Genomic DNA, 12,006 nt, shown 5'->3' with positions numbered 1-12,006 from the left:
GGTTGTAGGCGCGATTCTAGGGCGGGTGAATGGGATGTTTGGACGTGCGAAGGCGCCCTCGGGCATTCGCCACGAGGTTGAAAGAGGGCTGGGCGGAGCACCGGGCCTTCGCCCGGAGTTCTGTTGTGGTGTTACCGTTTCGACGAAGGGTATGACGCTCCGCGCGGAAGGTTGGCCTGCAAGCTCGGGGCGCCGAGCGGTGGCGGTCTCATCGCCTAACCCCATAAGCCTGCGACGGGCGGGTCGGAGCAGCGATCCCCGATCCCCGTTTGGGCGAGTATGCCCCTCGACCCTGCGACGCGACTGCGGACGCCGGGGCGATTCCCCGGCCGATCAGCCCCGGCGCCGCGATGGGATTTCACCATCGCCCCCGTTCCATCCGCTCTCGCCGCCGCAAGGTCGCAGGCCAGGCGAGCCCTCCATGCGACGAGACGGGGCTATTATGGGGTCGTTTGACCTCGTGGACGGGAGACGGGGGACATAAATCGGCAAGCGGTTGAAATCGCTTCGGATGGACCAGCGACATTGCGATGGCGGAGCATCGTCTCCTCCCCATTCATGGGGAGGTGGCTCGAAGCATAGCGGAGAGACGGAGGGGCTCTTCACTGCATCGCAGGCGCCCGTGAGACGTTAAGAGCCCCTCCACCGCTTCGCGGTCCCCCTCCCCGCAGAGCGGGGAGGAGACGATGATGCGAGCTTCCCGCGTTGCCCGATTCCGCGTGGGCGGGTAGAGCGTTCGGCTTCTCCCGCCTAGCCGAAGTTTCAGACCATGCACGACATCAGAGCCATTCGCGAGAACCCCCAGGTTTACGTGGCGGGCTGGTCGTCGCGCGGGGTGGATGAGGCAGACGGGCTGGTGGCGGACATCCTGCGGCTGGACGGCGAACTGCGCCACGCCCAGACGACGGGTCAGGACGCCCTGGCCAAGCGCAACGCGGCCTCCAAGCTGATCGGCGCCGCCATGGGGCGCAAGGACATGGCCGAGGCCGACCGGCTGAAGGCCGAGGTCGAGGCGCTGAAAGGCGATATCGCGGCGGCGGCCGAGGTCGAGGCGCGGGTTGGCAAGGAACTGCGCGACCTGCTGTCGGCGCAGAAGAACCTGGCGGCCGAGGATGTGCCGGACGGCGAGGACGAGGCGGGCAATGTCGAGGTCTCGACCTGGGGCGAGCCGCGTCGGACGGGGCCGTCCAAGGATCATGCCGACCTGGGCGAGGCCCTGGGGATGCTGGACTTTGAGGCGGCGGCGAAGATGTCGGGCGCGCGGTTCGCAGTGCTGAAGGGGCAACTCGCGCGGCTGGAACGGGCCGTGGGGCAGTTCATGCTGGATATGCAGACGGACCAGCATGGGTATCTGGAAGTGAACCCGCCGCTGCTGGTTCGGGACGAGGCGATGTTCGGGACCGGGCAGTTGCCGAAGTTTGCTGACGACCTATTCAATGCCTCGAGTGTGATTGAAGAAGATGTTTGGCTGAAAGCTGCGCCTCAAGGCAGCAGCGACAATCTTGGCGTCGTGCAGGGGCAGCTGGAATTTATCCTCGAGCAACTGAGAAATCGCACTCATCATTGGCTTATCCCCACAGCCGAAGTCTCCCTTACCAACCTCGTGCGCGAGACCATCCTGTCCGAGGACGACCTCGCCACGCCGGTGCGGATGACGGCGTTGACGCCGTGCTTCCGGGCCGAGGCGGGGTCGGCGGGGCGCGATACGCGCGGGCTGATCCGTCAGCACCAGTTCTCCAAGGTCGAGATGGTGTCGATTGCACGGCCGGAGGACTCAGACGCCGAGCATGAGCGGATGACGAAATGTGCAGAGGCCGTGCTGAAGGCGCTGGAGCTGCCGTTCCGGCGGATGCTGCTGTGCAGGGGCGACATGGGCTTTTCGGCGCAGAAGACCTTCGACCTGGAGGTCTGGCTGCCCAGCCAGGGGACCTATCGCGAGATCAGCAGCTGCTCGAACTGCGGCGACTTCCAGGCGCGGCGCATGGATGCGCGGTTCAAGCGGGCCGGCGAGAAGAAGACCGAGTTCGTCCATACGCTGAACGGCTCGGGCCTGGCGGTCGGCCGGACGCTGGTGGCGATCATGGAAAACTATCAGCAGGACGACGGACGGATCGCCGTGCCGAAGGTGTTGCAGCCCTATATGGGCGGTGTGGAGTTCGTGGGCGGCTGATGCGAATTCTTCTGACCAACGACGACGGGATCGAGGCCGAAGGCCTGGAGTGCCTAGAGCGGATCGCGCGGACCCTGAGCGACGACGTGTGGGTGTGTGCGCCCGCGGTCGAGCAGTCGGGCAAGGGGCGCGGGATCACCCTGACCGAACCGCTGCGGGTGCTGAACCTGGGCGAGAAGCGGTTCGCGGTGACGGGGACGCCGACCGACTGCGTCGTGCTGGCGGTCAACGATCTGATGCCGGAGAAGCCCGATCTGGTGCTGTCTGGCGTCAATCGCGGGCACAATATCGGCGAGGACGTCAGCTATTCCGGCACGGTGGCGGGCGCCTTGCAGGGGATGGCGTTCGGCATCCGCTCCATCGCCCTGAGCCAGAGCCTGGAGCGGTTCCACGACGAGGTGGTCGCGCACTGGGAGACGGCGGAAGCCTTCGCGCCTGCGATCATCAGCAGGCTGCTGGACCAGAAATGGGCGAACGGGGTGGTGATGAACCTGAACTTCCCCAACCGGCCGCCCGAAGCCGTCGATCAGGTCGAGGTGACGACCCAAGGCTTCCGCAACGTCGGCGAGATGCACGCGGTGCGGCGCACGGACCTGCGCGGACGGGACTATTACTGGATGAGCTTCCGGGACGAAAAGCAGGAGCATGCCGAGGGCACGGATTTGCGGGCCATCGAGGAGGGGCGGATTTCGGTCACGCCGCTGCATATCGACCTGACGCACATGACCAGCGTGCATGACCTGAAGAAGGTGCTGGGCGGAGCGCCGCCCAAGACTGTGGCGACCGCCGCATGAACCTGCACGACGACCGGGCCGGGCGGCTGATCCTGTCGCTGCGGCAGCAGGGGGTCACGGATCCGCGCGTGCTGAAGGCGATGGAGAGCATCGACCGCGCGGTCTTCGTGCATGAGAAGTTTCTGGATCAGGCGTGGGAGGATCAGGCCCTGCCGATCGACTGTGCCCAGACGATCAGCCAGCCCTATATCGTCGGACTGATGACTCAGGCGCTGGAGGTGCAGGCGCGTCATCGGGTTTTGGAGATCGGCACGGGCAGCGGATACCAGTGCGCGGTGCTGAGCCGATTGGCGCGGTATGTCTATTCGGTGGAGCGGTATCGCAGTCTGCTGGTCGAGGCGGAAACCCGATTGCGGGTGCTGAAGATCGAGAACGTCATCACCAAGCACGGCGACGGCGGCCTGGGTTGGGCCGAACAGGCGCCCTTCGACCGGATCATGGTCACGGCCGCCTCGCCGACCGAGCCGACCGAACTGCTGAAACAGCTGAAGCCGAACGGGGTGCTGGTCGCGCCTGTGGGACGCACGTCGGTGCAGATGCTGCATCGCTACGTCGGACAGGGCGACGGGTCCTTCCACCGCGAAAGCCTGACGGAAGTGCGTTTCGTGCCCCTGGTCGAGGGGACGGCGAAGGAGGGGTGAAGGGTCACTCGTGAATAGTGAGTGGTGACTAGGGTGCCAGAGGGCGACTGCTCACGAATCACCACTCACTAATCACCCCTGGTTCCGCTCGTTAACCTTCGCGCCCCAATTCCGTGCGGTTTGCGGGGTTGGCTTATGGGGCGCGAGCGGGCACACCGGGCGGGCGAGTTTAACCACGAATGGGAGCAGCCGGTGGCGATGATTTCGGGCTGGATGAGAGCGGTTCTGGTCGCGGGGGCGGCGTTGAGCACGGCGGCCTGCATCAGCTATCCTTCGGAGCCGCGCTATTCGACGCATGCGAACCCGGCGCCGGCCTATGGTCCGGGGCAGGGCGTCTATACTCAGCAGCCGGCCTATCCGAACGCCGGCCAGAATTCGAACCAGCCCTATCGGCCGGCCCCCTATGAATCGCCGCCGCCCGCGACGGCGCCGATCGGTCAGGTGGACGGCGGAGCCTTGCCGCCTACGGTCAATGTCGGTCCGAGCCAACCGACCTATCAGCCGCCGGCGTCGCAGCCGCCCGCCTATACGCCGCCGTCCTATCCGTCGTCGTCGGCCCCGGTGCGGCCGGGCGCGGCCTATGTGATCCAACCGGGCGACACGATCTCGGGCGTGGGGCGCCGCTTCCAGACCCCGGTGCAGACGCTGATCGACCTGAACGGCCTGGGCCCGCGCGGGGCGATCACGACGGGCCAGCGAATCATCCTGCCTGAAGCGGCGGTGGATACCGGCCGCGATCCTTATGCGACCGGCGCCTCGCCCGTCGGCGTGCTGGTGCCCAACAACGGCGCCGTGCCGCCGCCCCCGCCGCCGCCCTCGGGCAATGCGGCGCTGCCGGTCCAGACGCGACCTGTCGAACAGACCAACGCCGCCGGCGCCGCTGCCGGTCAGCCGAACCTGCTGTGGCCCGTGCGCGGCGACATCGTGCGGCGTTTCGGCCCGGTCGGCATGGGCGAGCGGAACAACGGCATCAATATCGGCGCCTCGGCCGGCGCGACGGTCAGCGCCTCTGCGGCCGGGCGCGTGGCCTATGTCGGCAGCGATCTGGTGGGGCAGGGGCTGACGGTGCTGATCGTGCACGCCAACGGCTGGCGCACGGTCTATGGCCATCTGGGTTCGGCGACGGTCAAGGATGGCGACGACGTGCGCGCGGGCCAGCAGATCGGCACCGTGGGGCTGACGGCCGGTGACGGACGCCCCTCGATCCACTTCGAGACCCGTCAGATGCGCGGCGACGATCCGGTCGCCGTCGATCCTTTGACAGTGTTGCCCAGGTAGCGCTTTCGCCGCGTTGCAATCTGCGAGGCGCGGCCCTAGGTTCCGCGCCTCGTTTTAATGGGGGCTCCGACGAGGGCTACCCTTCTATGTTCGGAGACGACCCATGGGCGCTGAAGGCGGCTTGACGGCGCAGTTGATCGGGTTTGCGCCCATCATCGGTATTTTCATCCTGTTCTACTTCCTGCTGATCCGTCCGCAGCAGAAGCGCGCCAAGGAACACGCGACCGCCATCGCCGCCGTCAAGCGTGGCGACACCGTCGTCCTGGGCAGCGGCATGATCGGCAAGGTCACCCGCGTCGAAGAGGCCGAGGTCAACGTCGAGATCGCGCCCAGCGTCAACGTGCGCGTGGTCAAGGCCATGATCGCCGAGGTGCGCAACCGCACCGCCATCGCCGCCAACGATTCCAAGGCCTGATACGCTCGCGTATCCGCCGATACCTGGACCGCCCTCATGATTCAGCTGTCGCGCTGGAAAGTCATTCTCGTCGTCGTCGCGGCCGTTCTCGGCTGTCTGCTGGCGTTCCCGAACCTGTTGTCGGATCAGCAGCGCGAGGCGCTGCCCGGCTTCATGCCCAAGAACAAGCTGAACCTGGGGCTGGACCTTCAGGGCGGTTCGTATCTGCTGCTGGAAGTCGATGTGCCGGCGATGCGCGAGAAGCGCGTCACCAACCTGATCGAAGACGTTCGGGTCACGCTGAACGGTGCGGGCGTCGCCACCAACGGCTTCCAGCGTGAAGCCGGCGGCGTGGTCGTCACCCTGGCCAATCCGGCTCAGGGCGATGCCGCGTTCAAGGCGCTGCAGCAACTGGGCGGTCAGGTCGGACCGGGCGGCCAAGCGGAACGCACCGCGACGCGTCTGGGCGATAACCGCATCCGGTTCGCCTATACCGACGCCGCGCTGAACGGCATGGGCGCGACGGCCGTGGACCAGTCGATCGAGGTGGTGCGCCGCCGGATCGACAGCCTGGGCACGCGCGAACCCTCCATCACCCGCCAGGGCGCCGACCGGATCGTGGTCCAGGCGCCGGGCGAGAGCGATCCGAGCAAGCTGGAAGAAGTCATCGGCCAGACGGCGCAGCTGACCTTCCAGATGGTGGACGTCGAGAATTCGGTCCAGGACGCCCTGGCCGGCCGTGTGCCGCCCGATTCCGAACTGCTGCAAGGCGAGGACGGCACGCCCTATCTGGTCAAGAAGCGCGTGCTGGTGTCGGGCGAGAACCTGACCCGCGCCGGCGTCGGTTCGGACCAGAGCGGCCGCCCGGCCATCGACTTCCGCTTCGACGGCGCCGGCGCGCGTCGCTTTGGTGAAGCCACCGCCGCCAACCTTCAAAAGCCCTTCGCCATCATCCTTGACGGCAAGGTCATCTCGGCCCCGACGATCCAGAGCGCGATCACCTCGGGCTCGGGTCAGATCACCGGCAACTTCTCGATCCAGGAAGCGGCGACGCTGGTGAACCTGCTGAACGGGGGCGCCCTGCCGGCGCCGCTGAACGTCGAGGAGCGCCGCACCGTGACGGCCGAACTGGGTGCGGACGCGGTCGCGGCCGGCGCCCTGTCAACCGCCGTCGGCTTCGCCATCATCGTGCTGTTCATGATCCTGGCCTACGGCTTGCTGTTTGGCGGCGTGTCTGTGGTTGGCCTGGTGCTGAACGGCGTGCTGATCGTAGCGGCCATGTCGTTGACCCAGGCGACACTGACCCTGCCCGGCATCGCCGGTCTGATCCTGACCTTCGCGGTCGCGGTGGACGCCAACGTCCTGATCTACGAGCGGATGCGTGACGAGGCCCGGGCGGGCCGCAGCGTCATCGCCTCGATGGACGCCGGCTTCAACAAGGCCATGGGCACCATCATCGACGCCAACCTGACCACCCTGGTCGCGGCGGGCATCATGTTCGTGTTCGGCGAAGGCCCGGTTCGCGGGTTCGCCTGGACCCTGACCATCGGTGTGTTCACCTCGGTCTTCTCGTCGGTCCTGGTCGCCCAGGTCCTGCTCGGCTACTGGCTCAAGACGGCCAAGCCCAAAAAACTGCCGATCGCGGAGTGATGGCGATGCGTGGATGGCCCCTCATCAAACTGCTGCCGCAGAAGACGAATTTTCACTTCGTCAAATATGCGCGGTTCGCCGGCGTTCTGTCGGTGATCCTGTGCGTCGCGGCGATCGTGTCCTGCTTCTATCCCGGCCTGAACATGGGCATCGACTTCCGGGGCGGCGCCTCGATGGAAGTGTCCAAGCCGGCGGGCCAGACGATCGAGCTGGATCGGGTCCGCGAGGCCGTGAACGGCCTGAACCTGGGCGACGTCCAGGTTCAGGGCATCGCGCGCCGCGACACCAATGTCGATGACGGCTCGACCGCCATTCTTCGCTTCCAGGTGCCGGAAGGCCGCGATCAGACCCAGGTGGTCAACCAGGTCGAGGGCGCCATCAGCGGCGCGGTCGGTCAGGTCAACTATTCGGGCGTCAGCGTCGTCGGCTCCAAGGTGTCGGGCGAGCTGTTCACCTCGGGCCTGTTGGCTCTGGGCGTCGCGATCGGCCTGATGTTCCTGTACATCTGGTTCCGGTTCGAGCCGCAGTTCGGTTTCGGCGCCGTGGTTGGTCTGCTGCACGACGTGATCCTGACGTTCGGGCTGATCGTGCTGTTCAAGCTGGAGTTCAGCCTGAACATGGTCGCCGCCGTCCTGACCGTCATCGGCTATTCGATGAACGACACCGTCGTCGTGTTCGACCGCCTTCGCGAGAACCTGCGCAAGTACAAGACCATGCCGCTGCGCGACGTGATCGACCTGTCGCTGAACGAGACCTTGTCGCGGACCATCATCACCGGCGTGACCGCCGTCATGGTGCTGGCGGCCTTGGCCATCTTCGGCGGCGAGGCCCTGTTCGGCTTCTCCATCGCCCTGATGTTCGGCATCATCATCGGCACCTATTCGTCGATCTATGTCGGCGCGCCGATCATCCTGCTGTGGGGCGTCAAGCGCGGTGCCCTGGCTGACGAAGCCAAGCCTGTGAAGCTGGGCATGGCCAGCCGGCCGTAGGTCGAGCGCTATCGTCGAAAGTTGGGCCGTCCCGGCATCGCCGGGGCGGCCTTTTCCTTGGTCGGCGTCCGTGCAAGGCTGAGCCTATGAAAGCATTCGTCTATACCGCCGCCGCCCTCGCCCTGACTGGCACCCTGACCGGCGGACTGTCCGCCTGCACCGACAGCAAGCGGGCGCGCAATGACGCCACCTGGGGCGACAAGCCGGCGGATATCACTTGCTGGACCTATGGGGTGGAGAACTTCAAGGGACGATCGACGGGCAAGGTTGAGTACAACGACGGCGGCCGGATCGCCTTCGTGGACGCATCGAACAACCGCTACACGACCATCGATGGCGACTGCCGGGTGGTTTACAGCCAGCCGGTCAAATAGGGCAGGCGGGCGGAGGCCGGAGCCTCCGCCCTTCGTCGATCAGCGCAGCGAGGCGGTGAAGCGCTGGATGCGGGTGCAGGCTTCTTCCAGCACGGCGTCCGAGGTGGCGTAGCTGATGCGGAAATAGGGGCTGAGGCCAAAAGCCTCGCCCTGGACGACGGCGACGCCCTCGGCGTTCAGCAGTTCGGCGGCGAAGGTGGAATCGCCGTCGATGACCACGCCCGTTTCCGTGGTCTTGCCGATCAGTGCGGCGATCGACGGATAGACGTAGAACGCGCCCTCGGGCGTGGCGCAGGTGACGCCAGCCGCCTGGTTGAGCATCGACACGACCAGATCGCGGCGCTTCTCGAATGCGGCCTTGCGCTCGGGAATGAAGTCCTGCGGGCCGTTCAGCGCCTCGACGGCCGCCCACTGGCTGATGCTGGACGGATTGGACGTGGTCTGGCTGGCCACCTTGCGCATGAGATCGATTAGCGGCTTGGGCCCGCCGGCGTAGCCGATGCGCCAGCCAGTCATGGCATATGCCTTGGAGACGCCGTTGACCGTCAGGGTGCGATCGATTAGGTCCGGCGCCACCTGGGCGATGGTGGTGTACTCGAAGTCGCCATAGACGAGGTGCTCGTACATGTCGTCCGTCAGCACCCAAACGTGGGGGTGGCGACGCAGGACCTCGGCCAAGGCTTCCAGTTCGGCGCGGGTGTAGGCGGCGCCGGTGGGGTTGGACGGGCTGTTCAGGATCAGCCACTTGGTGCGGGGCGTGATCGCGGCCTCCAGCACGGCCGGCAGCAGCTTGAAACCGTCCTTCTCCTCGCCAACCACGGTCACGGGCTCCCCGCCGGCCAGCAGCACCATGTCGGGATAGCTGACCCAGTAGGGGGCGGGCACGATGACTTCGTCGCCGGGGTTCAGCGTGGCGACCAGGGCGTTGAAGATGACGGGTTTGCCGCCCGGCGCGACGTGGATGTGGGCCGCCGTATAGTCGAGAGCGTTTTCGCGCTTGAACTTGGCCACGATGGCCGCCTTCAGTTCGGGCATGCCGTCGGCGTCGGTGTATTTCGTCTCGCCGCGGTTGATCGCGTCGATCGCGGCCTGTTTGATATTTTCGGGGGTGTCGAAGTCCGGTTCGCCGGCGCCCAGGCCGATCACGTCGCGACCTTCGGCTTTAAGCTTCCGGGCCTGCGCGGTGACGGCGATGGTGGCCGAGGGCTTGACGCGGGCGAGGGCGGAAGATTGCAGGCTGGACATGAACTATCCCGTGGTTTTGGAAGTTTTTGCCGGGGAGGCGGGGTTGTTTACGTGCGCAGAACTGCATGCGCAAATGATCCGACGTGTCGGAGATGAAGAATGCTGATCGCGACTTTTCTTGCCGCCTTGTTTACGAGCCAAGCCGAGCCGCCTCGGGCCTGCCGCGACGACAACTGGCGTGACCGTTGCGCGGCGGAGGATCGAGCTCGGGTCGAGAACCTGCTCAGCATAGCTTCGATAGAAGAGGAGGCGCGAAGCGAGTCAGAAGTCTACCGCGCTCGTTATGTGGACGGATACGGGCGCGATTTGCCTGTTGTTGCTTTCGTGAGACGGCCAGGACAGGATCCAACGGTTGAGGTTTCCGGCACGAACGACCGCAAGCTGACGGCGCCGGTCGGTCCTGAAAGCTGGGACGCGATCGTCGCAGGGTCTCGCTTCGCGGATCGTGTTTTGGCGCCATTGCCGTCACAGCCAAATGCTGCAGGTTCGCCGCCGTCCATGGCGAGCATTTGTCTGCATGCCTGGGTCGTTTCGGTCGAAATGGCCAATAGCCAGGTCGCGCGCCACAAGACCGAACCGGTTCGAAGGGCGACACAAAGCGGTTGTGACGGCGAACTGACCGTGGATTACGCCTTTGATCTGGCGAAGCGGGCAGTTGAAGCCTTGGGGCCGTGCCAACTGCTTGACGAAAAAATCAGCGAAACAGCGTGACCATTCTGGAGACTTGCCTCGGACTAGAAGGGGATCGCTTCGCGGCGGCCACACTCTGGAACCGGCAATCCGAGGGGCGACCGCGCTATGGGCTCGATCCCAAAGACCCCGGTGTCTGGCGTGCCTATCTCGGCACAAACGGATCGCCGACGCTGGACTGGCAAGGCGAGGTGACAACGACGGATCGGGGACGCGACAACCGGGTGGCTGAGGCGATTGTGGCGCGACTGGGCCAAACACCGATGTCGTTTCGGCCGACAAAATTCCGCGGGCTGAGTCGAACACGAGCGGAGATCGAAGGCGCAGTAGAAGCGGAAGGCGGTCGTACTGCGCCCTATCGCCAGATCTGGGTCTGGGACCCCAATCTATCGGAATGGATGTTGGAACGCTGGACCGTGGAGCCGTTCTCCGTCACGGACTGACGTCATGAGTCGGTTTTTCGATTTCCTGTCGAACATGGAGGCGCGTCGCTGGCGCGCCGTGCTGGCGACGGCCCTGCTGCTGGGCGCGATGATCGCCCTGTTCGCTGTGGGCAAGAGCCAACTGGGGCTGGAGGCCGAAGGGCGGCTGGAAGACTGGCTGGCCGGATTCCGCCAAGGGCCTTGGGGCCTGGTCGCCGCCATCGTGGTGTTCACGGTCTCGGCTTTCTTTGGGGCGCCGCAGTTCATCTTGATCGCCGCCTGCGTCGTGGCGTTCGGGCCGTGGTTTGGCTTCCTCTACAGCTGGATCGCGACGGTCGTGTCGGCGGGCGTGACCTATTGGCTGGGACGCGGACCCACGGCGCGGCTGCTGGCGCGGCACGGCGGCAAGACGGTCGGACGGCTGACGCGGTTCGTCGGCAAGAACGCCTTCTACGCCAGCTTCATGATCCGCAACGTGCCCTCTGCGCCGTTCATCGTCGTCAACATGGCGTTCGGGGCGGCGAGGGCGTCTTTCCCGGGCTTTCTGGCGGGGTGCGCGCTGGGCGTATTGCCGAAGACAGCTCTGGTCGCCTTCTTTGGCGGATCGTTCATGACGGCGGTCAGCGGTGACGGCATCTGGACCTCGGCCATACTGGCTGGCGTGGCGCTGGCCTGGCTGGCGCTGATGCTGGTGGTGCGTGAACTGGTCAAGCGGCGCGAGATCGCGCGCGGCGACTGAGGGAATTTGCTTAGCCTGCTATTTAGAGTCTCTTCACCCACAGGTTGCATTATGGCTTGTGGGAGGCATCGCTATGGATGTCGAGGTTCTAAAAACGCAGCACGGCCGGATCATACGATTGGCCAGCGCCTTGGGCGGGATCGCCGCTGTTCTAAAAACATCGGATGATGCGACACGCGCCCGCGAGTTGATGAGCGCGCTGAACGTCGCCCTTACCGAGCATCTCGCGATTGAGGACGGTGAACTCTACCCTGTCCTGATGCAGTCCGACGATGTGTCGGTTCGCGACCTTGCGCAGCACTATGTCGAGGACATGGGCGCGCTCAGCGGGGTTTGGGCGCACTATTTCATGGAATGGACGCAGGCCCGGATTCTAGCGGAGCGTGACCGGTTCGCCGGTGTGACCAAGGGGTTGATCGGCGCGCTGGCGCACAGGGTCGCGCGCGAGGAAGACACGCTGTATCCGACGATGCTGGCCGCCACGAATTTCGACGTCGGCGCACATGGGCGGAGCAGGGCGGCCTTCTAGTCATGGCGTCCACAGGCGTCGCGCCTCGATAGCCCTCTGCATATGACGACACTGTCATCGGGGCTTGTAATCCCGGTTTCATACGGGCAAA

13 protein-coding genes are annotated in these 12,006 nt (G+C 65.5%); 12 read left to right on the top strand and 1 reads right to left on the bottom strand.

The genetic code is table 11. The annotated features are described in order from the left end of the window. The first annotated feature begins 769 nt into the window (after window positions 1-769). The 8 genes from serS to KAK88_RS10890 all read left to right on the top strand — a co-directional run bounded on the left by serS (window position 770) and on the right by KAK88_RS10890 (window position 8,290). The gene (gene serS / locus KAK88_RS10925; protein ID WP_242076660.1) at window positions 770-2,170 is read left to right on the top strand and encodes a serine--tRNA ligase; all 1,401 of its coding nucleotides are present in this window, start codon (window positions 770-772) and stop codon (window positions 2,168-2,170) included. Continuing rightward, window positions 2,170-2,964, top strand: coding sequence for a 5'/3'-nucleotidase SurE (gene surE / locus KAK88_RS10920; RefSeq protein ID WP_242076659.1), 795 nt, complete (start codon window positions 2,170-2,172; stop codon window positions 2,962-2,964). The genes serS and surE overlap by 1 nt, the downstream gene beginning before the upstream one ends. Beyond that, window positions 2,961-3,605 (top strand): protein-L-isoaspartate(D-aspartate) O-methyltransferase, encoded by a 645-nt coding sequence (locus KAK88_RS10915; protein WP_242076658.1) that lies wholly within the window; start codon window positions 2,961-2,963, stop codon window positions 3,603-3,605. Before surE ends, KAK88_RS10915 begins: the two co-directional genes overlap by 4 nt. 198 nt (window positions 3,606-3,803) lie before the next feature. After that, the gene (locus KAK88_RS10910) at window positions 3,804-4,883 is read left to right on the top strand and encodes a peptidoglycan DD-metalloendopeptidase family protein (protein ID WP_242078588.1); all 1,080 of its coding nucleotides are present in this window, start codon (window positions 3,804-3,806) and stop codon (window positions 4,881-4,883) included. A gap of 103 nt (window positions 4,884-4,986) precedes the next feature. Beyond that, the gene (gene yajC, locus KAK88_RS10905) at window positions 4,987-5,298 is read left to right on the top strand and encodes a preprotein translocase subunit YajC (protein WP_017504795.1); all 312 of its coding nucleotides are present in this window, start codon (window positions 4,987-4,989) and stop codon (window positions 5,296-5,298) included. A gap of 36 nt (window positions 5,299-5,334) precedes the next feature. Continuing rightward, window positions 5,335-6,927 (top strand): protein translocase subunit SecD, encoded by a 1,593-nt coding sequence (secD, locus tag KAK88_RS10900; RefSeq protein WP_055804957.1) that lies wholly within the window; start codon window positions 5,335-5,337, stop codon window positions 6,925-6,927. Beyond that, window positions 6,927-7,916, top strand: a complete 990-nt coding sequence (gene secF, locus KAK88_RS10895; RefSeq protein ID WP_242076657.1) for a protein translocase subunit SecF — start codon at window positions 6,927-6,929, stop codon at window positions 7,914-7,916. The genes secD and secF overlap by 1 nt, the downstream gene beginning before the upstream one ends. An 86-nt stretch (window positions 7,917-8,002) precedes the next feature. Further along, complete coding sequence (locus KAK88_RS10890) at window positions 8,003-8,290, top strand: hypothetical protein (RefSeq protein WP_242076656.1); 288 nt, start codon at window positions 8,003-8,005, stop codon at window positions 8,288-8,290. A 39-nt stretch (window positions 8,291-8,329) separates the two neighbouring features. Here the strand turns inward: KAK88_RS10890 and KAK88_RS10885 are convergent, their stop codons facing one another. Beyond that, window positions 8,330-9,535: a pyridoxal phosphate-dependent aminotransferase gene (locus KAK88_RS10885; RefSeq protein WP_242076655.1), complete on the bottom strand. Its 1,206-nt coding sequence runs from the start codon at window positions 9,533-9,535 to the stop codon at window positions 8,330-8,332. Window positions 9,536-9,634: 99 nt separating this feature from the next. On the opposite strand from KAK88_RS10885, the gene KAK88_RS10880 reads away from it, so the two are divergent. From KAK88_RS10880 to KAK88_RS10865, 4 genes are all read left to right on the top strand, one after another. After that, window positions 9,635-10,246 (top strand): hypothetical protein, encoded by a 612-nt coding sequence (locus KAK88_RS10880; protein WP_242076654.1) that lies wholly within the window; start codon window positions 9,635-9,637, stop codon window positions 10,244-10,246. Beyond that, window positions 10,243-10,668 (top strand): hypothetical protein, encoded by a 426-nt coding sequence (locus KAK88_RS10875; protein WP_242076653.1) that lies wholly within the window; start codon window positions 10,243-10,245, stop codon window positions 10,666-10,668. The genes KAK88_RS10880 and KAK88_RS10875 overlap by 4 nt, the downstream gene beginning before the upstream one ends. Before the next feature lie 4 nt (window positions 10,669-10,672). Then, window positions 10,673-11,386, top strand: a complete 714-nt coding sequence (locus KAK88_RS10870) for a TVP38/TMEM64 family protein (RefSeq protein ID WP_242076652.1) — start codon at window positions 10,673-10,675, stop codon at window positions 11,384-11,386. A 73-nt stretch (window positions 11,387-11,459) separates the two neighbouring features. After that, window positions 11,460-11,915, top strand: coding sequence for a hemerythrin domain-containing protein (locus tag KAK88_RS10865; protein ID WP_242076651.1), 456 nt, complete (start codon window positions 11,460-11,462; stop codon window positions 11,913-11,915). Window positions 11,916-12,006 lie beyond the last annotated feature (91 nt).

The sequence above is a fragment of the Brevundimonas diminuta genome, assembly GCF_022654015.1.
Lineage (GTDB): Bacteria > Pseudomonadota > Alphaproteobacteria > Caulobacterales > Caulobacteraceae > Brevundimonas > Brevundimonas diminuta_C.
The sequence above is the reverse complement of the archived record's forward strand: the minus strand, read 5'-3'. Positions and strand labels throughout refer to the sequence as shown.